This is a genomic window from Acetobacterium sp. K1/6 (assembly GCF_034438075.1).
Classification (GTDB): Bacteria; Bacillota; Clostridia; order Eubacteriales; family Eubacteriaceae; genus Acetobacterium; species Acetobacterium carbinolicum.
This window is the reverse complement of record NZ_JAXQGA010000001.1, coordinates 215,295-238,537: the sequence shown is the minus strand read 5'-3', so window position 1 is coordinate 238,537 and position 23,243 is coordinate 215,295. Positions and strand designations below refer to the sequence as shown.

23 protein-coding genes are annotated in these 23,243 nt (G+C 42.3%); 20 read left to right on the top strand and 3 right to left on the bottom strand.

Annotated features, from left to right (window positions below; translation table 11 throughout):
- Positions 1–83 precede the first annotated feature (83 nt).
- From U2P91_RS01105 to U2P91_RS01050, 12 genes are all read left to right on the top strand, one after another.
- Entirely contained in the window at positions 84–641 is a 558-nt protein-coding gene (locus U2P91_RS01105; RefSeq protein WP_111887332.1) for an NADPH-dependent FMN reductase, read from the top strand.
- Positions 642–862: 221 nt separating this feature from the next.
- Entirely contained in the window at positions 863–1,387 is a 525-nt protein-coding gene (locus U2P91_RS01100; RefSeq protein WP_322518806.1) for a GNAT family protein, read from the top strand.
- 74 nt (positions 1,388–1,461) lie between these two features.
- Positions 1,462–2,094, top strand: a complete 633-nt coding sequence (locus tag U2P91_RS01095; protein ID WP_322518805.1) for a class I SAM-dependent methyltransferase — start codon at positions 1,462–1,464, stop codon at positions 2,092–2,094.
- Positions 2,095–2,454: 360 nt separating this feature from the next.
- A complete protein-coding gene (locus U2P91_RS01090) occupies positions 2,455–5,532 on the top strand; it encodes a methyl-accepting chemotaxis protein (protein ID WP_322518804.1) in 3,078 nt (1,025 codons plus the stop codon).
- A gap of 155 nt (positions 5,533–5,687) precedes the next feature.
- The gene (locus tag U2P91_RS01085; protein WP_322518803.1) at positions 5,688–6,251 is read left to right on the top strand and encodes a GDSL-type esterase/lipase family protein; all 564 of its coding nucleotides are present in this window, start codon (positions 5,688–5,690) and stop codon (positions 6,249–6,251) included.
- A 144-nt stretch (positions 6,252–6,395) separates the two neighbouring features.
- Entirely contained in the window at positions 6,396–7,343 is a 948-nt protein-coding gene (locus tag U2P91_RS01080; RefSeq protein ID WP_322518802.1) for a CAP domain-containing protein, read from the top strand.
- 122 nt (positions 7,344–7,465) lie between these two features.
- Complete coding sequence (locus U2P91_RS01075) at positions 7,466–7,657, top strand: YoaP domain-containing protein (protein WP_322518801.1); 192 nt, start codon at positions 7,466–7,468, stop codon at positions 7,655–7,657.
- 143 nt (positions 7,658–7,800) lie between these two features.
- The gene (locus U2P91_RS01070) at positions 7,801–8,124 is read left to right on the top strand and encodes a cupin domain-containing protein (RefSeq protein WP_111887323.1); all 324 of its coding nucleotides are present in this window, start codon (positions 7,801–7,803) and stop codon (positions 8,122–8,124) included.
- A 189-nt stretch (positions 8,125–8,313) separates the two neighbouring features.
- On the top strand, positions 8,314–8,844 hold the full coding sequence (locus U2P91_RS01065; RefSeq protein WP_322518800.1) for a GNAT family N-acetyltransferase: 531 nt from the start codon (positions 8,314–8,316) through the stop codon (positions 8,842–8,844).
- 35 nt (positions 8,845–8,879) lie between these two features.
- The gene (locus tag U2P91_RS01060; protein WP_322518799.1) at positions 8,880–9,473 is read left to right on the top strand and encodes a hypothetical protein; all 594 of its coding nucleotides are present in this window, start codon (positions 8,880–8,882) and stop codon (positions 9,471–9,473) included.
- Positions 9,474–9,635: 162 nt separating this feature from the next.
- Complete coding sequence (locus U2P91_RS01055) at positions 9,636–11,192, top strand: ABC-F family ATP-binding cassette domain-containing protein (RefSeq protein ID WP_111887321.1); 1,557 nt, start codon at positions 9,636–9,638, stop codon at positions 11,190–11,192.
- A 22-nt stretch (positions 11,193–11,214) separates the two neighbouring features.
- Entirely contained in the window at positions 11,215–12,021 is an 807-nt protein-coding gene (locus U2P91_RS01050) for an MBL fold metallo-hydrolase (protein WP_322518798.1), read from the top strand.
- A 21-nt stretch (positions 12,022–12,042) separates the two neighbouring features.
- Here the strand turns inward: U2P91_RS01050 and U2P91_RS01045 are convergent, their stop codons facing one another.
- Positions 12,043–12,414, bottom strand: coding sequence for a hypothetical protein (locus U2P91_RS01045; RefSeq protein WP_322518797.1), 372 nt, complete (start codon positions 12,412–12,414; stop codon positions 12,043–12,045).
- A gap of 211 nt (positions 12,415–12,625) precedes the next feature.
- Here U2P91_RS01045 and U2P91_RS01040 point away from each other — a divergent pair, with 211 nt between their 5' ends.
- The 4 genes from U2P91_RS01040 to U2P91_RS01025 all read left to right on the top strand — a co-directional run bounded on the left by U2P91_RS01040 (position 12,626) and on the right by U2P91_RS01025 (position 17,870).
- Positions 12,626–14,575 carry an FAD-dependent oxidoreductase gene (locus U2P91_RS01040; protein ID WP_322518796.1) on the top strand — a complete coding sequence of 650 codons (1,950 nt, stop codon included), beginning with the start codon at positions 12,626–12,628 and terminating at the stop codon, positions 14,573–14,575.
- A 315-nt stretch (positions 14,576–14,890) separates the two neighbouring features.
- Complete coding sequence (locus U2P91_RS01035) at positions 14,891–16,177, top strand: LPXTG cell wall anchor domain-containing protein (protein ID WP_322518795.1); 1,287 nt, start codon at positions 14,891–14,893, stop codon at positions 16,175–16,177.
- 112 nt (positions 16,178–16,289) lie between these two features.
- Positions 16,290–16,928, top strand: a complete 639-nt coding sequence (locus U2P91_RS01030; RefSeq protein ID WP_322518794.1) for an MBL fold metallo-hydrolase — start codon at positions 16,290–16,292, stop codon at positions 16,926–16,928.
- A 195-nt stretch (positions 16,929–17,123) separates the two neighbouring features.
- Positions 17,124–17,870 carry a thymidylate synthase gene (locus U2P91_RS01025; protein WP_322518793.1) on the top strand — a complete coding sequence of 249 codons (747 nt, stop codon included), beginning with the start codon at positions 17,124–17,126 and terminating at the stop codon, positions 17,868–17,870.
- Between the two features lie 141 nt (positions 17,871–18,011).
- Here the strand turns inward: U2P91_RS01025 and U2P91_RS01020 are convergent, their stop codons facing one another.
- A complete protein-coding gene (locus U2P91_RS01020) occupies positions 18,012–18,611 on the bottom strand; it encodes a TetR/AcrR family transcriptional regulator (RefSeq protein ID WP_322518792.1) in 600 nt (199 codons plus the stop codon).
- A gap of 161 nt (positions 18,612–18,772) precedes the next feature.
- On the opposite strand from U2P91_RS01020, the gene U2P91_RS01015 reads away from it, so the two are divergent.
- From U2P91_RS01015 to U2P91_RS01000, 4 genes are all read left to right on the top strand, one after another.
- The gene (locus U2P91_RS01015) at positions 18,773–19,504 is read left to right on the top strand and encodes an ABC transporter ATP-binding protein (protein WP_111887314.1); all 732 of its coding nucleotides are present in this window, start codon (positions 18,773–18,775) and stop codon (positions 19,502–19,504) included.
- Positions 19,498–19,761 (top strand): hypothetical protein, encoded by a 264-nt coding sequence (locus U2P91_RS01010; RefSeq protein WP_322518791.1) that lies wholly within the window; start codon positions 19,498–19,500, stop codon positions 19,759–19,761. The genes U2P91_RS01015 and U2P91_RS01010 overlap by 7 nt, the downstream gene beginning before the upstream one ends.
- A gap of 21 nt (positions 19,762–19,782) precedes the next feature.
- Complete coding sequence (locus U2P91_RS01005; protein ID WP_322518939.1) at positions 19,783–20,508, top strand: ABC transporter permease; 726 nt, start codon at positions 19,783–19,785, stop codon at positions 20,506–20,508.
- A 322-nt stretch (positions 20,509–20,830) separates the two neighbouring features.
- Entirely contained in the window at positions 20,831–21,088 is a 258-nt protein-coding gene (locus U2P91_RS01000) for a hypothetical protein (RefSeq protein ID WP_111887312.1), read from the top strand.
- 120 nt (positions 21,089–21,208) lie between these two features.
- Here U2P91_RS01000 and U2P91_RS00995 read toward each other — a convergent pair whose 3' ends face one another.
- The gene (locus U2P91_RS00995; protein WP_322518790.1) at positions 21,209–23,056 is read right to left on the bottom strand and encodes a glycerophosphodiester phosphodiesterase; all 1,848 of its coding nucleotides are present in this window, start codon (positions 23,054–23,056) and stop codon (positions 21,209–21,211) included.
- Positions 23,057–23,243 lie beyond the last annotated feature (187 nt).

Below are 23,243 nucleotides of genomic sequence, written 5' to 3'. Positions count from 1 at the left end.
GTTTAGTTCATCTTTAAACGGGTACAATTATATTAAATCAATTTAATATTGGTTAAACGATATAGAATACCAGGAGGTTTATGATGGCAAAAATTGGAATTATTTTAGGTAGCACCCGACCAGGACGAAATGGGGAAGCGGTTGCTAAGTGGGTTGAAAAACTGGCACAGAAACGATCAGACGCCACATTTGAGTTGGTGGATATTGCAGACTATAATCTACCGCTTTTGGATGAACCATATCCGGCCATGATGCAACAATACACAAAAGAACATACCAAAGCGTGGTCAAAAAAAATTAGTGAATTTGATGGTTTTATCTTTGTATCTGCAGAATATAATCACAGCATCCCCGGCGCATTAAAAAATGCGATTGACTATTTGAATGTGGAATGGAAAAATAAAGCCGTTGGATTTGTAGCATATGGCAGCGCCGGTGGGACGAGAGCTGTTGAAGCGCTCCGCCTGGTTGCCGGGGAACTCCATATGGCCGATGTCCGGGCTCAGGTGATGCTAAACCTGTTTACCGATTTTGAAAACATGAGCGTTTTCACCCCTGACCCACGTCATGAAGAATCGCTTAATGATGTCTTTGATCAGGTGATTACCTGGAGTGGTGCATTAAAAACCTTGCGGGTTTAGTACAATCATTTTATAAAACGATAGCAGTTTGGTCGCTAAGGTTATAATCTAAAAAGCTGACATCCGAGAAATACACCTCGGATGTCAGCTTTTTTAACGATTATAATTGCGGGCCGAGTGTTCTTAAGATAGAATAAGAAAGGCAGCGAAATGGATATGAAATTTCTGCGGATCATACACTTTTCGAAAAGCAGATCAATTTTTAAAAAGAGAGGAAAAAAATGAAGAGCATTATTACGAAAAACCTGGTGTTAAGACCCCTGACCCTGGATGACACCAATGACGTTTTTGATTATTCCAAAAATAAAAATGTCGGTCCGCGGGCCGGCTGGAAACCCCACGAAACCATTGAAGAAACAGAAGTGATCATGGAGACAATCTTTGTTGGTCAGGAAAATATCTGGGGGATTGAATATAATAAAAGGATTATCGGTTCAATCGGGTTGATTGAAGATCCCCATCGCCAAAACGATCAGGCACGGATGCTTGGCTATGCACTGAGCGAAGATTATTGGGGGCAAGGCATTATGACAGAAGCGGCTAAAGCGGTGCTGATATACGGTTTTGACACTCTGGGTCTTGATCTGATCTCGGCAGTGCACTACCCGTTTAACCTGGGATCCCAGCGCGTTATTGAGAAATGCGGTTTTCTTTATGAAGGAACAATCCGTCAGGCAGAAAAGATATACACGGGTGAAATCCGCGATGTTAAGGCTTATTCCATTACCAGAGAAGAATTTAGGTAAAGAAAAATCGGAAAAATTGGATTCCGGGAAATCCTATCATAAGAATATTGATTTATGAGTGAAAGTGAGAAAAAATGGGAACGGATGAAAGCTATCAAAATAGTGCAAAGATTTATGATGTATTGGACCGAACCTACTTTAGAAAGGCCGTCTCAAGCCCTCGGAATGCCGTTATTTCGTTATTGGGGGATGAACCATTAACGGTTTTGGATATGTGTACCGGAACAGGGACCAATGCGATTGCCATTGCCGGGACAAGAAGCAATGCCAAAGTGATCGGGATTGATATTTCGGATGCAATGTTACAAAAAGCAGCAGCTAAAGTGGAGAAAGAGGCGATGCCCAATGTCAAGCTGATTCATATGGATGCGACAAAGATGCAGTTTCCAGGCGAGAAATTTGATGTGGTACTGATCTCTCTGGTTTTGCATGAGTCAAGTCCTGATCTGGCAGAGCAACTGCTTTTGGAAGCTCGAAGAGTGTTAAAAACAGCCGGGAAAGTGATTGTTGTGGAGTGGGAAGAACCTGCCAGTTTGCTAAAAAAAATCTCGTTTTATCTCATAAAAAAAACGGAACCGATCGGCTTTGAGGATTTTCTAAAGTGTGAAATGCATCAGTATTTTTTTCGGTTTGGTTTTGAAATAACTCAAACAATTCATTGTGATTACAGTAAAGTGATGGTCTTGAAAAAGAATGATCACATTTAATAAACAGAGTTATAAAAATTAATCATGACTAAAATAAATAGAAATCGCTTTCATGAACAGGTCTGATAAAAGTCAGTTGCCTTTTTATTTGATCTGTTATAAGATATAAATAAATATCAATTCAAGACATGAGATGAGTGCAAAGAAGCCGCGAGTGATGGTTTTTTTGCGCTCTTTTTTTGTCCTGCTTTCTAAGAAATAAGTAAATAGCATAATTGTTAAATAAAAGTAAAAATTGTCTCACAATGAAAACGAGTCGATCAATTTATGCTAGGATACCTACAATAGTTTTAAGTAGATAAAAAACACATCTTAAAGAAAGGTATAAATGATATCGAGGGATATCATAAGTGAATGAGAATGAGTAATAAGAGAGGTTTACTTGTCCGAATGTTGTTAAGCATCGGGCTACCGGTAGCAATTATTTTTGCAATTGTCGCTGGTATTGCGTTGTATGTTGTGGATCAGACCATCGCTGAGATTAAAGTCAACGAATTATCAGCCCAGTCTGAATCGGTTTCAAATCAAATTGAGACATACTTTACAAAATATCTGGAGGATGCCAGTCAATTGGCGACAAACCCGGAAATTCAGAGTCTGTTTAATCAGGTGACACCAGGGGTGGGCATTACATCGACAGCTAACTTTCCGGAGATCAAGCAACATTTAGATAATGTGGCTGCGACCGACCCGGAGAACATTCAGGTAACCTGGATTGCTGATGTGGACTCCAGTCAGTTTACCCAATCAGATGGAGTGGTTTCGGACCCATCCTATGACATTAATGTCCGGCCCTGGTTTATGGAACTGGTAGCAAAAAAGAAGGCTTTTATTTCGGAGCCTTATGTGGATATTACTACCCAGAAAATTATCGTCAGCGTCGTTGCTCCGGTGTTTAAACCGGGAACCCAAGAGTTGGTGGGGGCCACCTGTGTGGATGTCTCTATCGATCGGATTAAGGAGATTGTTGCTGAGAATAAAATTGGCGACTCCGGGTTCTTTGTGGTTTCTACCGATAGTGGCATGGTTTTTGATCATCCTAATCCAGATTATAATAACGGTCTACTCAGCGATACGGATATGTCAGAGAATATTATTACCGCACTGATGGACAAAGTTGCTGGACCAATCACCTATTCAACTGGAGGTACCGAAAGCAGGGGGTATGTTGCTGAAATTGGCGATACCGGGTGGGTACTGGCCACAGGATTGCCAACAACCGAATTCAACAGTACCTTTGCCGGAATTCTCACCATGATGTTACTTATTTTTGGACTGGGACTCATTATCATTGTGGGAATTCTTGTAATTTCCACCGGTAACTTCGTCCGACCCATAACCCGACTGGCCAAAGCGGCTGATCGTCTGGCATTGGGAGATGTGGACATCGATCAGTCGATGGCGCAGGATGTTAGAGAAGATGAAATTGGTGATCTGACACGATCCTTTGTGAATATGGCCGAAAACATCAGGGAACAGGCTGAAGCCGCTCAATCTTTTGCCAAAGGTGATTTGTCCATCGACATTCAGCCTAAATCGTCAGAGGATGTTTTGGGCAACAGTATGGTTTTAATTAAAGAGTCAATTGGTAACCTTGTCTCAGACACCATTATGCTTTCGGACGCTGCCATTCGTGGCGATTTCACCAGACGAGCAGCATTGGACAGACACTCTGGTGAGTATGCCCAGGTTATTTCCGGTGTCAATCAAACCCTCGATACTGTGGTTGACAAGATGTTCTGGTATGAAGCCATCATCGATGGGATTCCATTTCCGGTTCATGTTACCGACAATGATATGAAATGGACCTTTATGAACCGTGCGTTTGAAGATCTGATGATTGAAAACGGCGTAATTAAGGATCGCGTTTCTGCCTGTGGAATGGACTGCCATAATTCCAGAACCAGCATTTGTCAAACACAGAGCTGTGGAATCAGGCAACTAGTGGATCAGGGCGTGTCGGAAAGCTACTTTGACTGGGTTGGCCGCAGCAACAAACAGGCGACCGCTTACCTCAAAAACAGAAATGGGGAAAACGTTGGATTCATTGAAGTAGTTACCGATTTAACACCGATGATTCGGGTCAGTGACTATACCAAAGCAGAAGTAGCTCGTCTGGGTGAAAACCTGATGCGCCTGGCAGAAGGAAATCTGGACTTTGACTTAAATTGCAGTGCCGCGAATGCCTATACCTCAGAAGTCAGCGCTCAGTTTAATGAAATCAATAACAGCCTGATGCTGGTCAAAGAATCAATTGGCACCTTGATTGATGATGCCACCATGATTACCAATGCCGTCATAGATGGAAATCTCCAAATCAGAGCCGATGCCAGTAACTTCCAGGGAGCATGGCGGCAAGTGGTCGGCGGCATGAATGCCATTCTGGAAGAACTGAACAAACCACTGGGCGAAGTGATGGAAGTCATGGTAGCCATCTCTAATGGTAATCTTCAGGTACGGATTAATGGTGAGTATCGGGGGGATGTGGATTTACTCAAACAGAGCGTCAATTCCACTGCCACACTGTTGGATGGCGTCGTCGGGGAAATTACTGAAAAAATCGAACAATTATCCCAGGGGAATCTGGATATTGAAAATGCTCAAGCTTTCAGTGGCGATTTTGTGACCATTTCCAACGCCCTGAATGTGATTATTCATTCGCTCAATGAAGTTATGGGTGATATCAATATCGCCGCTGAGCAGGTGAATGTCGGCGCCAATCAGGTGTCAGACAGCAGCCAGGGATTGGCTCAGGGTTCGACCGAACAGGCCAGCTCAATTCAGGAACTGACCGCTGCCATTACTGAAATTGCTGATCAGACCAAAAATAATGCTGTTGATGCCAACAAAGCCAGAGAACTGGCTACTGATGTGATGGGCAATGCAGAAAAAGGGAATCGCCAGATGACCGAAATGCAGCAATCGATGGTGGAAATCAATAAATCATCCGAGGACATTTCCAAAATTATCAAGGTTATTGATGACATTGCTTTCCAGACTAATATCCTGGCGCTCAATGCTGCGGTCGAAGCTGCCCGGGCTGGACAGCATGGCAAGGGTTTTGCTGTAGTTGCCGAAGAAGTTCGAACCTTAGCGGCCAGAAGCGCCGAAGCTGCCAAAGAAACCGCGATTTTGATTGAAGGTTCGATCAACACTGTTCAGGAAGGGACAAAAATAGCTGACGATACTGCTGGCGCTCTTGATGAAATTGTTTCGGGAATTGGCAAGGTTACCAGTTTAATTGGCAATATTGCGGGAGCTTCGAATGAACAGGCCACCGGCATCGCCCAGATCAATATGGGGGTTGAACAGGTCGCCCAGGTGGTCCAGCAGAATTCGGCCACTGCCGAACAAAGTGCCGCCGCCAGTGAAGAGCTTTCTGGCCAGTCGGTTCTATTAAAACAGATGATTGATCAGTTTAAGATTAGAAAGGGCTAGCCGTCTTTTATAAAGATAATCTAATTTTAATCAAACAGAGACCACCTTTTACAAGGTGGTCTCTGTTATTGTCAGACCGTTTATGCTATCATAGACATGGTTAAATAATAACCGTTGAAAGCTTAAGATAAGGCCAGTTTATAAGGAGAAAAATCGTGAAAATAATATGTTTAGGGGACAGTCTGACCTTTGGTTATCAGGTGTCCCGGGAAGAAAAATGGCATGTAATTGCAGAAAAAAAAACCGGAATCCAGATGATCAATCGCGGGGTTAGCGGGGATACCACTGACGGGATGCGAAACCGAATCCAGAAACAGGTCTTTAATGCAAAACCTGATGGGGTGATCCTGATGGGTGGCTATAACGATATCTTTTTTAATCACAGTTGGGAGTGTGCTGCCCAAAATATGATCACCATGGTTGATCAGTCCAGCGCTAATGGTCTTCAGGTTTTTGTTGCCATCCCGCCACCGATTCATCTGCCGGTGACCTTTAAAGAAGGGGGGGTGGTAGTCGATTTTAAAAAATCGGCGGGGATGATCGAGGCTTACTGCCAGTGGTTAAGAGACGATCCGGCATTATCCCGGATCAAAGCTCTGGATTTCAGAGCTGCCATTGACTGGACCGACAAGGATCTGTATCTGGATGGAATTCATCAGAGCCCGGCGGGCCATCGGCAAATGGCAAACAGGGTAATCTCATTTTTAAAAATGGGATAAAAGATCAAAACGGCTATTAACAAAATCAGAAGTATAAGTTCATTGCGACTCAGGATTAATTATTTAATGCGATAATCGGTATTAATACAGATAACATAAAAAAGGAGATGGATGACCGTTTGATTAGATCATCCGAAAAGTAAGATGAAGCAAGTTGCAAAATGGTGTTTCTATTTTTTATTTGCATTAGTACTTAGCATCGGGATTATGCCTAATAATATATTGGCCGCCAGCACCCCAAATGTCAGTTATCGCACCCATGTTCAAAATGTCGGCTGGCAGGATTTTGTGTCAAATGGCAAGATGAGTGGAACCTCTGGTTTAAGTCAGCGCCTGGAGGGGATTGAAATCAAACTTGATTCCCCGATAACCGATTTGGGGATTACCTATCAAACCCATATTCAGAATATCGGCTGGGAGGCCGATACCGCCAGAGGCTGGAAAAGTAACGGGGGAATGAGCGGAACCTCCGGCCAAAGCCTTCGTCTGGAAGGGATCCAGATCAAACTCACCGGGGCGGATGCCGAGCAGTTTGACGTTTACTATCAGGTTCATATCCAAAACTGTGGCTGGCTGGATTGGGCAAAAAATGGTGAAAGTGCCGGTTCCCAGGGTTATTCTTATCGTCTTGAAGGGATTTATATTGTTGTTCAGCCCAAGGGAACCGCTGCTCCGGGAAAGACGGATACGCCATTTATCGAGGCAACCACGCCTTCTTTTGAAGCTCAGGTGATCGCTCTGGTCAATCAGGAACGGGCTTCCAGAAATCTTGGCCTGGTAAGCAGTGAGGCCACTTTAACCCGGGCCGCGCAAATCAGGGCAGAAGAAATTATCCAGTTATTCTCACACACTCGACCAAATCAAAGCAGCTGCTTTACCGTCCTGACAGAACTAGGGATTAATTACCAGGGCGCTGGTGAAAATATTGCCGCCGGTTATTCCAGTCCGGAAGCGGTTATGAATGGCTGGATGAATTCAGAGGGCCATCGGGCGAATATTTTAAATCCGGGATTTAACAAGCTAGGAGTAGGTTATGCCCAATCAGGTTCTGGATACAGTCATTACTGGACCCAAATGTTTATTTCGAATTAAAACGGTGGATGGGATCGATTGACAGCGATTAATGCGGTCAATCCTTTCCAAACATCGGGTCAGGCTTAACAATTTTACGTTCACCACAATGCCCCTACACAGAGAAAAATGTTAACGAGATAATGGCAACAGCCAAGGATCGATTCCATTTAGAGGCACAGTTAATTAATCTCTCTGATGCGGCGACGGCACAAAATTCGCCCTGCCCCTTTGGAACATTTGGCATTATTTTTGACGGGAAACTCATTATTCATCATCCCATCAGCAATACGCGATTTGTGAATATTCTAGAGAAAATAATTAAAAATGTATAATGAAAGGCAAAAATAAAAGCGTTAATCAATAGTTGGTGATTAGATGGGTATATCCTATAACATAGGCGCTTGCAAAATACTGTAAAAAAAAGAGATGTTTTGGGATTCCCTAATTATATGATAGAAAAAAGGAGGACAATAAAATGGTGGAACAAATTTTTAAACTGTCAAGAGGTAATGATAAGGCGGTGGAGAAAGTAATATTTGATGAGAACGTTCATTATCTGCATATGGTATTTAATAAAGAGGAAGGACTTCCTGAGCATTTTTCCAATTCCAACGTCTACATGACTGTGGTCAGAGGAACACTCTCAATTGGACTTGACGATCAGGAGGTTCATGAATACGAAGCAGGAACGCTATTAAAAATACCACTTCAAACCAAAATGAATGTCAAGAATATGCACACCGAAACATTAGAACTAATTGTTGTGAAAGCACCAGCACCAAACAATGCGAAACATTAACTAACGACTCAGAATTAATGATTATCTGCCATATTCATTTTATTATATGTAACAATGAAAATAGTCAAAGTGACATTGGCTTTGGTTGGTTTGTACGATGTTTTTTGAATAACGATGGATTTATGGTATAATATAAATAACGTTAAAACCATGATTAAGGTTAATTTTGACAGTTTGGGGAGGGTGATTATGCTGGGTGTAGCGATTGGGGACAGTGCCAGTTCCCGAAGGATGATGATTAGAGAAGCCACAAAACAGGAACGGGAATTTCTATTTCGCAAGGCATATCAAGTCTGGCATAAAAGCAGAACTCTGGAAGAGTACATCAAGGATAATTCAAAAGAAGATGCCTTTGGAACACGTTTTGTCATCGATCAAGACGGGCAGCTCGTCAGCTCATTGATTGTGTTGAAATTAGAACCGATTATGGGGAAAAAGGTTTACGGTATTGGTTCGGTTCTCACACCAAAACCCCACACTGGCAAAGGCTACGCGACCATTCTTTTAGAAAATCGCATTTCTGAGATCGAAAAAAATGAGGACGCATTTATTTTTCTTTACTCAGATATTGATCCGGATTTTTATCGTCGAATGGGATTTCGATTACTTCCACAAGAACTTCAGAAAAAAGTGCAAAGCCCATGTATGGTCAGGTGCGGGGAGATGTGTTGGGATAAACTGATCAGGGTTTCGATTGATCGGATTCCGGAATATTTTTAGTCATTGTCACACAATACGTCTTCAAGGGAGGAATCATGAGAATAAACAGAAAAACGGCCGGCAAGGGAATTATTGCCTTGAACATTTTCACAATGTTTGTCTTTCTGTTGGTGATACTAAAAATTCTGCCCTATGAATTCATCAGTGGCGGACTACTGGAAAGTTATGATGCGGCCGTTCAAGCAGCCTCCACCAGCATAATTATGTTGATCTATGGGATCCCGGTAATTGCCGCGGCATCCGGGCTGATCCGAGTAAAAGACTATAGAAACTTCTATAAAGGCTGGCTCTTTTTTGCATTGGTGTTAATTGTCGTTCTTATTTTTGAATCTTCGATCACGGGTGTGATTGTGGTGTGTTTCGGCATCCCCCTGATTGCTGTGGCAGCAGGTGCCATTGACGATAAAGAGTTTAACCTGTTTTCGAAAGTTTATCTTTGGTTATCCTTTATGTTTGCCTGTTTAAATACCCTGGGAAATCTGTTGGGGGGCACCTGGTTTGAGAAAATAATTATGGGGTTGGTAACCTTGATGCAGGCAATTCTCTACTTTAATATAGCTACAAGCAAACGAAAAAGAAGACCAAAGAGTAATGATCAAAGGGTCAAAAAGCGGACAAATAAAAAATAAATGGTTTAATAAGAAGCTATGAAACTGACCAGGCAGTCTGGTATAATCATCGGGCATATGGTATACTATAATGCAAGAATCATAGGATAAATAAAACACTTCCTGATCTGCACCACAAATCTGGAAGTGTTTTTAATTGAAAAAATAAGAAATGGAGAATAAATGAGTATTTTAAATGTCGAGAATCTTTCTCACGGTTTTGGTGATCGGGCGATTTTTAATCAGGTATCGTTTCGGTTATTAAAGGGAGAGCATATCGGTTTAATTGGACCAAACGGAGAAGGTAAGTCTACCTTTATGAATATTGTTACCGACAGGCTGATGCCAGATGAGGGCAAGGTGGAATGGGCCAAAAATGTGCGGATCGGTTATCTGGATCAGCATGCGGTTTTGCAATCGGGAATGACCGTCCGGGACGTGCTGACCTCAGCCTTTGATTTTCTACTGGATATTGAGAGCCGGATTGGTTATCTTTATGAAAAAATGGGTGAGGACAGTCCGGAAGAAGTGGAAAAGAGTTTAGAAGAAGTGGGTGACCTTCAGGAATTGCTGGAGTTTCATGACTTTTATCTGGTGGATTCAAAGGTCGAAGAAGTAGGCAATGCCCTGGGTCTCAACGACATTGGTATGGATAAGGACATCACCGAACTCAGCGGCGGCCAGCGTACCAAGGTGTTGTTGGGAAAACTGCTGCTGGAAAAACCGGACATCCTACTGTTGGATGAGCCCACTAACTATCTCGATGAGCAGCATATTGAGTGGTTAAAGCGCTATCTCAATGACTATGAAAATGCCTTTATTCTGATTTCCCATGATCTGCCCTTTGTCAATTCCGTGATTAATCTTATTTATCATATGGATAACCAAAAACTGACTCGTTATGTAGGGGATTATGCTAAGTTCCAGGAAGTGTTAGAAGCAAAGAAGGCTCAGGAACAGGCTGCTTATACTAAACAACAAAATGAAATTGCCGATCTTAAAGACTTTGTGGCCCGAAACAAGGCCCGGGTAGCTACCCGGAATATGGCTATGTCCCGACAAAAAAAACTGGATAAAATGGACATCATTGAGCTGGCATCCGAAAAGCCCAAACCGCGGTTTAATTTTAAGGAAGCCGGTACCACTGGGCGCCGGGTTTTTGAAACTGAAGATCTGATCATCGGTTATGATGAACCCCTGTCCAAACCACTAAATTTAGTCATGGAACGGAAAAAGAAAATCGTTTTAAAAGGTACGAATGGTATTGGAAAAACAACCCTGTTAAAAAGCCTGTTAGGATTGATTCCACCGATCACCGGCACCGTATTACAAGGGGAAAAACTGCAAGTCGGTTATTATGAACAGGAAATGGATCAGGATATCCGAACCAGTTGTATTGACGAGGTATGGAACGAGTTTCCGTCTCTGAATCAGAATGAGGTCCGTTCAGCCCTGGCTCAATGCGGTTTAACGCGTAAACATATTGAAAGTATGGTCAAGGTTTTAAGCGGTGGCGAACAGGCCAAGGTCCGACTATGCAAACTGATCAATCGGGAAACCAACATTCTGGTTCTGGATGAGCCCACTAATCATCTCGATGCCGATGCCAAAGCTGAACTGAAGCGGGCGTTAGAAGCCTATAATGGCGGCATTCTGATGGTCTGCCATGAACCGGAATTCTACGAAAGCTTTGTTAACGAAGTCTGGGATTGCTCCCAATGGACGACCAAGGTTTTTTAAATCATAACAAATGGAGGCTAGAATGCGGCTAAAAGTCATTGTTGATAACAACACCATTATCGACGAATATTACTGGGGTGAGCCCGGGGTGTGCTATTATATTGAGGACGGGGAAGAAGCCTTTCTTTTTGACGTGGGCTACTCGGATCTGTTCATTAAAAATGCCACAGCCATGAATATTGATTTGAATAAGATTAATACCCTTGTACTTTCTCACGGCCACGATGACCATACTCGAGGCTTAAAAAGCCTATTGGATATCAAGAGAAAGCAACCATTTCATATTATCGCCCATCCTGATGCCCTGAATTATAAAGAGTATAACGGTCTGAAAATATCAATCCCATTTACCCGAACAGAACTGGCAGAAAGTTGCCAGCTGAAACTCACTCGGACTCCGGTCAAGGTTACCGAGAACATCACCTTTCTGGGTGAAATTCCTCGGGTGATCGATTTTGAGAAAGCGGAACCGATTGGAAAACAGCAAGTAGATGACGAACTGACCGATGATTATCTATTGGATGATTCCGCTCTGGTCTATCAGGGCGAAGCGGGAATTTTCATTATCACTGGTTGCTCTCACAGCGGTATCTGTAATATTATAGAATACGCCAAAGCTGTCACCGGAGACCACCGAGTTCGCGGAGTTATCGGCGGATTCCATCTATTTGAGGTCAATGGCCGGGTAGTACAGACCATCGATTATTTTAAAAACCATCAAATCGAACAGATCTATCCCTGCCACTGCACCACCTTTGCCGTCAAAGCAGCCATTCACTCGCATATTCCTGTGGGTGAGGTGGGGGTCGGATTGGAGCTTTACTGGTAACGATCCAAGCATGCTGCTGTTTTAATTTAAGAATTTTGAACGGGAAAATGGTGGTTCAAGGTTAAAAACGGTATCGTCATCGGTTGTTTGTGGTCGGTCAGGTCTACAATGATAAAGTTTTCGAATCAGGTCATTATAAACCCATTCCAAATTATCCAGTTCTTCCAGCAGGGTAAGGGTGCTGGTGATAAGCTCGGCGGCCTCGGTATATTCAGGATTTTTTGAAAGCCGTTCATATTCTTTCTTACTGATGACATCAACCACTTGGCTAGTATGAGCTTTGGACTTATTAGCTGCGAAAATTTTTATGCCCTTATCAAAGTTCTCCTGGGTCAAACTATCTAGATCTTTGCAGAGCTTCCTGATTTCTTCAAGCAATTTTTCTGAGATCATAAGGTCCCTCTTTTCATGTTTTTTTTAATGATAACCATCTTTTAAATAAACGTCAAGGATAAAACGTTGTTGTTCTGCAAAATGTTGCATGTTTAAACATGTAAATATTTACATGATTTTATTGACATCACTAAAAGATCATGTTAAGATTTTATCAAATCGACCGCTTAATATTGACGGAACCAATCAAAATTCTAAAGGAGAATTGACGATGCAACGAAAATACCCAAATTTATGTAAACCGATTAAAATTGGTAATGTAACCTTCAGAAACAGAATGTTTGGCGCACCCATGGGAGGCACCGACATTACTGCTGATTGTACCATCGGTCCTAAATCGAAAGCTTTTTATGAACTCAGAGCCAAAGGTGGTGCCGCCTCTGTCACTGTTAGTGAATGTGTAGTTCATCCTGAAACAGAAGGCTCCCATATGTATCACCTTGATCTGCAAACGGTTGATTCACTGGCCAGCTTTACCTATACAGCCGATGCAATCCGTCGTCATGGCGCCATTCCCAGTGTTGAACTCTCTCATTCCGGACAATATGCCGGCACCTATCTAACCGACAAAGATAAAAAAGGTGGCATGGCTCAGTGGGGACCCAGCGCCGGAACCCGTCCTGATGGAAGACCGGTTAAAGAACTGACCCAGGAACTTATTGATGATATTGTCGCCGCTTATGGGCGGGTGGCTGGATTGGCAAAACGGGCAGGATTTGAAATGATCATGGTTCATGGCGGTCACGGCTGGCTACTGAACCAGTTTCTTTCACCATTTTTTAACCACCGAACCGACAAATACGGCGGTCCGCTAGAAAACCGGGCGCGTCTGGCCCTGGAAGTTCTGGACAGTGTTCGTGAAGCTGTGGGACCAGGTTTCCCGATTGAGTTTCGAATGAGTGGCTCTGAATTTTTTGAAGGTGGCTATACCCTTGAAGAGGGTGTTGAAATCGCCAAACTGGTCGAATCCAAGGTCGATCTACTCCATATTACTGCCGGTACTTACCAAAGTGGATTTGGTTTAACGCATCCATCGATGTTTGAACCTCATGGCCGAAATGTCTATTTAGCTGCAGAAATTAAAAAACATGTTTCAGTTCCGGTGGCTACTCTTGGCGGACTGAATGATCCTGCGATGATGGAAGAGATTATTGCTTCCGGGCAAGCTGATATTGTCGAAATGGCTCGGGCACTGTTGGCGGACCCCTTCCTGCCGCGAAAAGTTATGAGCAATCAGGATGCCGATATTGTTAAATGTCTGCGCTGCTTTACCTGTATGGCCGAACGGGCAGTCACATCCACGCGGCGCTGTACCGTTAATCCTTTAATTGGCCGGGAAATGGATGGAACTGAAATTATTCCCACAGCCAACCCGGTAAAAGTATTGGTAGCAGGCGGCGGACCAGCCGGACTGGAAGCGGCGTTAACGGCGGCCAAACGGGGGCATCAGGTTATTCTTTGTGAAAAAGGCGATACCTTAGGTGGAATCTTAAAAGGTGAACAGGCAATACCATTTAAATATGAAATGTACGAGCTGGGTGTTACTCTGGAAAAATTGGCCAGAGATGCCGGTGTAGAGATTCGCTTAAACACACCGGTAACAAAAGAATATGTCGATCAGGAAAACGTTGACGCCCTGATTGTAGCAGTCGGCTCGGAACCGATCGTTCCAGCAATTCCCGGTCTGGACGGCGACAATGTGATTGTCGTCAATGACTACTACAAGAAAAAAGATCAGGTCGGGGATACCGTGGTTGTATTAGGTGGCGGTTTGGCCGGTTGTGAAGCAGCCATCCATTTTGCCCGGGAAGGGAAGACCGTTAACCTCATCGAAATGAGAACGGAATTGGCACCAGACGCAAATCTGCGCCATCGTCCGCTGATGATGAATGAAATCGCAAAATGTGGTATTACCGTCCATACTGAATTAAAAGGATTGCAGGTTACCGATCAGGGGGTTGTCTGTGAAGATGCCAATGGCAAGGAAGTACTGGTTCCAGGAACGACAGTCATCTGTGCTCTGGGACAAAAGCCGCGTCGCAATATTGCCGAAACTTTGGTAGATTGTGCCCCATATGTTATCGAAATTGGGGATTGTGTTAAAGCATCCACCATTACGACTGCCATTTATCAGGGTTACCACGCAGCCCTGGATATCTGATTCGAATTAGAATCGAAAAAATCTGATTAAGCAATTTAAAAAGCCGTACTAAATAAATGAAATATGATAAATAAAACGCGTTCATAATTAACAAAAAACCGCCAGTGGGCGGTTTTTTGCATTTGTTCTGATAACTGGACAGTTGCCATGCAAGAAATATCGAACAATCCATCGACATTTTTCTGTGATTGTGGTATCTTAATCATATGCGATGATGTAAACGAGTAAAAACAGAATGGTACGATACTAAAGATTTTAAAGAATAGCTGCCAATCTCAACAATTCATCAAAATACGGTTTGAAATGGAGAAGAAAATGAAGCGAATATCAAAGTTTTTATCCCTGCTGATGGTTGCGGCGATGTTGTCAATGCTAATTCCGGTCTCAGCTTTTGCCGCTGGAGAAACGGTAAGTGAAAAAGAACCAACCAACGAATTAGGTCTGGCTTTAGTAACAACTGAAGCAGTCGATACAGAGACTGTAGTAACAGAAGAAACAGCAGAAACAGCAGGCAGTACCGAAATTGCCCCGCTGCCAGCGGTCGCAACAGCTCCTGCCGACAATAGTATGGAAGTCGAGGTCGTTTCGGAGCAACCGGTAATAGCAAATCTTGAACCAGAAAAGATAGAAGCCCAGACGGCCACATATTTGTGCTTAACCCAGAATGGCGTGATCATTGATGTCCTGGCCACCAATAGCGGATCCGATTATTCATATGATACAGCTGTCAACGAACTGACATTAAATAATTTTGTAGGAGAAAAGCTGGATGTCAAATCGACAGCAGTTCCTTTTAAACTCGTCCTACTTGGTACCAATGTTATTACAACCGATAATGGTTTTGCCGTCAAAGCGGAAGCTGATATGAATGCTAGCGGGACAGGTACGCTGATTGCGAAGGGACAGGCGACCCCTGATTTAATGGGTGGTGGAATCAATGTTGTTGGAAACCTGGTGATTGACAGCGGAACCTATGATATTGCAGCCGTTGGATATGAAAGTTCCAGCTCCGCCGTTGGAATTTTGGCAGGTAATAATGCTGAGGATATCACACCGGGAAATCTCACCATCAACGGGGGAAACATTGCTGTGACCGCTTATAATAGTGATTATGCCGGTGCTTTTGGTTTGTTTGCTTTTGGCGATCTAATTGTCAATGGCGGAAATATTGATGTTTTTACCGATAGTCCAACCAGTTACAGCCGCGGTATCGGAGCTTATGATGAACTGGTATTCAACGGCGGCTATACGGTCGTCGAATCGATTGCTGATCATGGCGATGCCGGCGCTTTATTCTCTTATAATAAAATTATCATTAACAATGGCATTCTTGATTTATGCACATCGGGAGCCGTCGCTAAGGATCTTGTGGCCGAAGGCAGCATTGATATCAGTCCGATTTATGGGGATGTCGACCGTGATGCGACCTGTTTGTATCTGGAACCGCTTTCGGCGCAAACATTCAAAAAACAGCATGCCAGTTCAGCCAATCCCAAAACTGGGGTGGACACTAGCACATCAGAAGCGGCTGTGGCGGGAGCAGTCCTGATTATGCTGATCGGACTTGCTGTTGCTGTCGGAAAACGAGAGGCGCAGGTCTGAAATTTTGCGAATAGAGGGCTGAATCGATAATTATCGACACTGTGTAGCGGCCGTTCTGGCCGCTTTTCTTTTATGGATCTGACAAAAAAATAACTTTTGGGAGCGTAACAAGATGGAAATTATCGAAAATGTTTATCAGCTTGATTGTGCCAGCCATGGGCATGTATTTTTTATTCGTTCGGATGAAGGGATACTCATTGATACCGGTATGCCGGGGTTGGCAGAGCAAATTCTGGCGGAACTGAAAAGTTTGGATGTAGCGATTCAAAGTATAACGAAAATACTGCTGACCCACCATGATATTGATCATATCGGCAATGCTAAAGCCTTGCAGGAAACAACTCAAGCTGAGGTTTGGGCACCCCAGCAAGATGTGCCCTATATTATGGGCGAAAAAAATCGACCGGGAATCAAACGAATCATGCAAGCAGTTGTGCACCCTCAAAAACCCAGTATTTCTGGCGTCTATCAGGAGAATCAAAGTTTTGGAGCGGTTCGCGTGATTCACGCTCCGGGTCATACTCCAGGACACTCGATTTTTCATTATAAGAATGTATTATTTATTGGCGATTTATTTCAGGAGTCTAAGGGAAAATTAAAACAATTGCCCCAGTTTTATATCTGGAATAAAGAGGAAGCGAACCGATCAATTTCAATCATCAAAGAGCTCCAATACGATTGGATTTGCCCCTCCCATGGAATGCCAATAAAAAGAGGCGTCGTGACGGAAGACTTTCTAAAAAAATTCTAGTTCAGCCGTAAAATATGATCAGCTATTTAAAATTGGAGACATTAAGGGATTTATTTTTGATTTTTACAAAGATGAAATCTACCGAAAGATATGGTATGATCATCAATGAAACAGATAAACGAATATGTATTATTATTTAGAAAGGATCTCGTATTAGCGGTTTGAGAGTTAGAGATCAGCTGATACGATGTGAAAATGATGGTTACTTACATTCACGAAACCGAACTGCATAAGGGCATTGAGGCGGCGATGAAGGCTTTAAACCAGGCTGATGTTGTTATGGGGAAGAATCAGGATCGGGAAGACAGTTTAAAAGAAATTCACCTGCTGATGGATATCGACAGCGTACAGGATATAAAAATTACCATGGCCATGCCAACCGGGCTGGAAACTCTGGTCGACTACGTCCTGGAAATTGTTGAAGGCACCAAGGATTTTGAAAAAGACATGTATGGGTATACCTATTACGATCTGTTTTCCAAAAACATTGATTTTGTTATCAATAAATTAAAAGAAGATCCCGGTACCAGACAGGCAACCCTACATGTGGCCAATCAGGAGGTCGCCAAACTAAATCATCCACCCTGCCTGCAGCTTATTCATTACACTGTTAAAGACGGCAAATTAAATACCGACGTGGTATTTAGAAGCAATGATGGGGTTAAGGCAGTCGCCATGAATGTTTTCGCTCTGATCGAACTGTCAAGAACGATTGCCCGGGAAGTCGGGATTAAAGAACTGGGCTCCTATACCCATCATGCTCTGAGTTTTCATGCCTACAGCCGTGATTGGAAAGCCCTGGAAGGCTATTGCAAATCTTTTGAAGATCGTGATTGCACCATCGATTATGAAGATTATCGGGAAGCCTATGAAGATTATGCGGATGAATGCCGAGAAAAAGCAATCAGCCTAAAAAACGCCCAGGAGAAAAAGAATCATTAATACAGCTTTAAAAATAGAACACTAAAACAGCCTTTAAGTAGTCGTCGACTATTTAAGGGCTGTTTTAGTTCCGGTTGTAGCAACAAAAAAACCGACCCTCAATTTTCAAGAGAATCGGTTTGGCTTGTTAAGTGATTCAATTTAGCCTCGGTATTTTGATAGCTCGCTTTGAACGCCGTTGGTTGTCACGGCCAGCAGCAACTCCAGGAATTGTTCGGTCGGCAGGTCTTTGTCATTGGCATACCACTTTGCAATCATGCTGAGCATCGCGGCACTCTGGTATTCCATTAAATAGCTTACTTCCATCAGTTCCTGAGGGGACAGTTTTTTATATATTGATAGCACTGTCGGGGTGAGCTTTTTCAAGACCTTTTGCCTGAAGTGGGGATCACCGTTTTCACCTAATAAAACCGGGAGATAAGTCTTGTTTTTCTCGAAAAATTCAAGAATTAATTTTAAAATGGCTTCCTTGCGATGATCATGAGAAAGATTACCATAAAAAAGGTTCTTAATAACAATGTTCTTAAAATCCTCCACTGTAATGGTCTGTTCTTCAATTTCTGCCAGAATTTCATAGGCATCTTTAAAATAAACATAAAAAGTTGAGCGATTATAGCCGGCTACGTCACAGATTTCCTTGACGGCGATCTTCTCAATGCTTTTTTTGCAATATAACAGCCAAAATGAATCAATTAAGTTTTGGCGGGTAACTTTGGCGGTGGTTGATAAAGTCGTCTTCATGTCAGTTTTACCTCATTCACGGGATCATTCATTTTGATTATAAACGAAGCTGCTGGGATAAACAAGAAAATCCAACAGCTTGAAAAAGACTGTTGGTTGAATTTAAAAAGGAACAGGGCTAAAATGGGGATAATCATAAAATAAAGAAGAGGGACTTAGAAATGAGAATTGAAATTTTAGAAGTTGATAAATCATTCAAAAAACAGCGTGTTTTAGAACAGATTAGTTTGACGATTGATTCGGGTCGGATCTTCTGTCTGCTGGGGGCATCCGGTTCAGGAAAAACAACCTTGCTGCGAATCATGATGGGTGCCATTCCAACGGATGGCGGAATGGTAACAATCGGCGGTATCGCCGTGCCAAACCGTCAGCTGCTTGCACAGATGGGTTATATGCCGCAGAATGAAGCCCTGTACGAAGAGTTGTCAGCCTGGGAGAATCTGAAGTTTTTTGCCGGTCTGCATCGGCAAAGTCGTAAAACATTTGAAGCAAATGCCGAAGAACTACTCCAGATTGTCGATATGGCAGCGTGTAAAAACAAGTTAGTCCGCGATTGTTCCGGTGGGATGAAAAAACGCATATCGTTGGCGGTAGCGTTAATTCACAAACCAAAGCTGCTGGTGCTGGATGAGCCAACAGTTGGGGTTGATCCGGTGCTGCGGCGCAAAATATGGCTATATCTCAGGCAGCTCCGAAATGAAGGAACAACCATTTTGGTTACCACCCATGTCATGGATGAGGTTACCCAATGTGATGATGCCGCCTTGCTTCGTAATGGTCATATCATTGCCAGGGATACGGTTAAAAATTTAATCGCCCAGACTTCAGACGGAAACATTGAAGAATTATTTTTTATCGACAATCAGTCAGAAGCGGAGGTCACATCGTGTTAAGCATTGTCAAACGGATCATTGGCCAAATGAAAAACGATCAGCGATCATTGGGGTTGCTTTTATTTGCACCGCTGCTGGTTTTAACGCTGTTATTTTTTATCCTCGGTGATTCCAATTATCTGCCGAAGATTGCTGTCTATGATATGAATGAAAAATTTGTCACTGAGCTTGAGAATCATGCCGCTGTCAGTGAAGAAACAGAACAACCCGAGGCCGTAGATTATTTGGAGATTAATGGAATCGATGCGCTGATCTGAAGCGATAGCGAGGGAACCCATATTGAATTACTGGAGAAAAATTCCAAGTCCGCGGCCGCCATAGAAGCCATTACGGATACCAATAAAGCCTTACAACCCGCACAAAACGAGCTGATCATGGATTATGTTTATGAAACATCGGGGGATAATCAACTGGATTCGCTTGCCTATGTTTTTCTGGGTGTGATCTCATTTTTCTTTGTCTTTATTCTTTCCGGGATGTCATTTGTTCGGGAGCGTTTCGGACAGACCTTAGAACGGATGCTGATGACCCCGATCAGCCGGATCGATGTCATCGGGGGTTATACCCTGGGGTATGGTTTACTGGCAGCGATTCAAAGTGTGGTGATTATTTTGTACGCCGTTTATGTACTGCAACTTCAGGTGGAAGGATCGGTCGCCTTATGTACGTTGGTGATGATTTTGATGGCGTTTTCGGCGGTTTCCGTTGGCGCGCTGGTATCCATCTTTGCCAACAATGAATTACAATTGGTTCAGTTTATTCCGGTAATCATCATTCCACAGATCTTTTTTTCCGGACTGATCCCGATTGATACCATTCCCTTTGGGCTGGGAAACCTGTGTTATCTAACGCCAATTTATTATGGCTGCACAGCCCTGGAAATGATTATGATTCAGGGCAAGGGATTTTTAGCGATATGGCCCTGGTTAGTTGGATCGGTCATCTTTATTGGGGTACTGTTTTTAGCGAATGTGACCGCATTAAAGAAATACCGTCGGCTCTAAACTTGTGATTGCGTATCAGACCTGAGTTTGATACGTTAGACTGTCAAAAGATAACCCAGTACCGACAATTGTTACATCATGTTGTACGCATCGGAGCGGACACGACATCGTCTGTCCGACTCCGCGGCGAACAACAGATTAACAATTGGTCGGTACGGTAGTTTAGCACAACCTCGCGTATCAAACCTAAGTTTGATACGCTTTTTTTAAGTGAGAGTTAGATTTAGTTCACAACCATCCTGGTTTTGTGATATTATTCATTTGTAATGTTTTAAAATAGAATATTATATCAGTACAAAATACAGTCAGAAAGAAGAATAATATGTTAAATCAGGAATACATCGATGCACAAACGATTATGAATCAAGCTAAAAAAGATCTGGAAAACATCTTCGACCAGGTAAAACCGCAAACACCAGAAGATCAGGAAGCGCATAACAGCTTATTAAAACTGATTGATCAATTAAAAAGTATGGATGCTTATTACAATCATTTAAAGACAGCTAAAATCGAAGCGTTGTCTTCAAATGAAAAATTATTTATCAATCTCATCAAGAAAAACAAAGAAAACTTAAAATAAGAGCGTCAACAAAAACAGCTTTAGTGCTCCATTTAAAACGACAGTATTTCAGGACAATCGCGGTCGTCACTTACTTGGCACATAAGAGAATTTGGTTGAAGTATTTTTGATCACAAACTATTATGACAGTAGATCTGCAAAAATATAATCATTGATGCGGTCAATCAATTCTCGTGGTTCAAGCATTTGTTCAATGGTCTTCCTGGTTTGGGTCACGTCGTCGGTAATAATGTTGTCAACACCAATTTTCACCATCTTTTCGGTCAATTCCTGAGATTCTACTGTCCAGGCTAAAACTTCTTTCTTCTCTCGATGGATGGCAGCAACGATCTCCGGGGTGATGAAGGATGACTCAATGCTGTAAATATCGACTGGCAGTTTTTGAATGTCCCCAATGGCCAAAGCGGTAATATAAGCCCGTTTCAAATCTGGATTTATGGAGGCGACTTTTTCTAAGGTTGGATAATCCAGGGAGGCAAGGACACACTGGTTAGAAAAATCATTTTGATCGATAATATCAACAGTCGACTCCACCAAACTTGCTTCATGCCCGGTAGGCTTAAGCTCAATGTTTAAACGTATTTCTCCTTTGCAAAGTTTAATCGCTTCATCTAGGGTGGGGATATGTTCATTTTTAAACTGCGGATCAAACCAACTACCGATGTCCAGATCTTTGATATCCACGTAGTTTGATGACCAGATATTCAAATCCTTTCCAGATATGCGCTTAAGATTATTATCGTGAGAGACAACAATTATTCCGTCTTTAGTTTGAGCCACATCAATTTCAGCATAATCAGCGCCTTGATCAATGGCTTTTTGTAAAGCGGCCAGCGTGTTTTCTGGGGCAAGATTAGAACCTCCACGGTGAGCAGTTATTTGTGGACCCGTTAAAAACTGGTCGTTGAAGGCTTCAGAAAAGGTGTTGAAAATTACAATGCTATTTATTGTTGTAAATAAGAAAACCATGATTATACTGATTGTCACAATTGTTTTTCGTTTTACTTTTGCTTTGTATTTATCTTTGACTAGCGATTCAGAATTAACCTTTAAGTGGGTCGATGCTGAATATGTATAGTAAAACTGGGAAACTACCGCCAAATTGATGGATGTGGTGAGCAATTGAAAGATGGTAAACAACCCAGACACCAAAAAACCGAAAGTAGCAATAAAAATGGATAAAGCCAGCGGGTGTTCCAGGATCTGACCTAAGATAAAGAAAGCGATGACTTCAAGAACAAGCACAACAATAACGAGCAATATCACAATCAGGAGATTAAAAAGTATTACAAAGAAAATAGTTTTCCAAAAATGTCCTTTTATTAGAATGCTGCTTTTTTTAATTGCCGGGAAGAAATCACTGTTTTCCAAAGTGAAATAGTGAAATGAAAAAATCCAGATGACTGAGAGCAAAAACAAAAACAACGACAGTACCGTAAAACCGATTGAGTACAATGGACTGGCGGCGATATAACTCATAATAAATTCAGGAATTGATATTTCCGAAATGAAATTAGAAGATAATGAAAACTCAGTTAAAGGAATAATGATAAGAATAAAAATCACGAATGGTAAATTTTTAGCCTTGACTATTTTGAGTGCTCGTTTAGTTCCCTCTATACATAATGGAATCAGTTGAACTTTTCGTCGGAAATGACTTTCATTAAAAAGAATGATTAATGTGGTGAATTCCAGCAGACCAAAAAAAGCGACGAGCAAAGCAAAGCAAATAAAAGTTAGCAGAAAAAGGGGGTTAGTTAAGGCTTGAGTAAAATTTGAACCGCTTAAATATGGAAAACCCAACAGTGTTATGGCTTTATTAAACAAAAAAAATCCACCGGGATAAATGATCATAGTGCCGGCAACGGTATAGATTGCTTCAAAAAAGAGCAGATGCAGTAAATTAAACTGAATAAGCGTGAGTATTTCTTTGGTTCGACTAAAAATACTAGATTCCTTTTTACCCATGATGATCAGTCCTTTCTCGTTAAATAAGTATTTTGCGGAAAAGTGCAATGAACTTTTCATTGTCGGAATTGATTTTAAACTGGAAGAATATCAGGCAGATACATGGAGTCATGCTTTTGTGATTGTATCATGATGAAAACCGTATAACAAGAAACAAAGCAGGGGTCTTCTTGAAAATTTGGCAAGA

Excerpts from the sequence above, each read along its gene's own strand:
- U2P91_RS01105 (WP_111887332.1), top strand. The coding sequence starts at position 84 with ATGGCAAAAATTGGAATTATTTTAGGTAGCACCCGACCAGGACGAAAT.
- U2P91_RS01100 (WP_322518806.1), top strand. The coding sequence starts at position 863 with ATGAAGAGCATTATTACGAAAAACCTGGTGTTAAGACCCCTGACCCTG.
- U2P91_RS01095 (WP_322518805.1), top strand. The coding sequence starts at position 1,462 with ATGGGAACGGATGAAAGCTATCAAAATAGTGCAAAGATTTATGATGTA.
- U2P91_RS01090 (WP_322518804.1), top strand. The coding sequence starts at position 2,455 with ATGAGTAATAAGAGAGGTTTACTTGTCCGAATGTTGTTAAGCATCGGG.
- U2P91_RS01080 (WP_322518802.1), top strand. The coding sequence starts at position 6,396 with ATGAAGCAAGTTGCAAAATGGTGTTTCTATTTTTTATTTGCATTAGTA.
- U2P91_RS01075 (WP_322518801.1), top strand. The coding sequence starts at position 7,466 with ATGGCAACAGCCAAGGATCGATTCCATTTAGAGGCACAGTTAATTAAT.
- U2P91_RS01070 (WP_111887323.1), top strand. The coding sequence starts at position 7,801 with ATGGTGGAACAAATTTTTAAACTGTCAAGAGGTAATGATAAGGCGGTG.
- U2P91_RS01065 (WP_322518800.1), top strand. The coding sequence starts at position 8,314 with ATGCTGGGTGTAGCGATTGGGGACAGTGCCAGTTCCCGAAGGATGATG.
- U2P91_RS01060 (WP_322518799.1), top strand. The coding sequence starts at position 8,880 with ATGAGAATAAACAGAAAAACGGCCGGCAAGGGAATTATTGCCTTGAAC.
- U2P91_RS01055 (WP_111887321.1), top strand. The coding sequence starts at position 9,636 with ATGAGTATTTTAAATGTCGAGAATCTTTCTCACGGTTTTGGTGATCGG.
- U2P91_RS01050 (WP_322518798.1), top strand. The coding sequence starts at position 11,215 with ATGCGGCTAAAAGTCATTGTTGATAACAACACCATTATCGACGAATAT.
- U2P91_RS01045 (WP_322518797.1), bottom strand. The coding sequence starts at position 12,414 with ATGATCTCAGAAAAATTGCTTGAAGAAATCAGGAAGCTCTGCAAAGAT.
- U2P91_RS01040 (WP_322518796.1), top strand. The coding sequence starts at position 12,626 with ATGCAACGAAAATACCCAAATTTATGTAAACCGATTAAAATTGGTAAT.
- U2P91_RS01035 (WP_322518795.1), top strand. The coding sequence starts at position 14,891 with ATGAAGCGAATATCAAAGTTTTTATCCCTGCTGATGGTTGCGGCGATG.
- U2P91_RS01030 (WP_322518794.1), top strand. The coding sequence starts at position 16,290 with ATGGAAATTATCGAAAATGTTTATCAGCTTGATTGTGCCAGCCATGGG.
- U2P91_RS01025 (WP_322518793.1), top strand. The coding sequence starts at position 17,124 with ATGATGGTTACTTACATTCACGAAACCGAACTGCATAAGGGCATTGAG.
- U2P91_RS01020 (WP_322518792.1), bottom strand. The coding sequence starts at position 18,611 with ATGAAGACGACTTTATCAACCACCGCCAAAGTTACCCGCCAAAACTTA.
- U2P91_RS01015 (WP_111887314.1), top strand. The coding sequence starts at position 18,773 with ATGAGAATTGAAATTTTAGAAGTTGATAAATCATTCAAAAAACAGCGT.
- U2P91_RS01000 (WP_111887312.1), top strand. The coding sequence starts at position 20,831 with ATGTTAAATCAGGAATACATCGATGCACAAACGATTATGAATCAAGCT.
- U2P91_RS00995 (WP_322518790.1), bottom strand. The coding sequence starts at position 23,056 with ATGGGTAAAAAGGAATCTAGTATTTTTAGTCGAACCAAAGAAATACTC.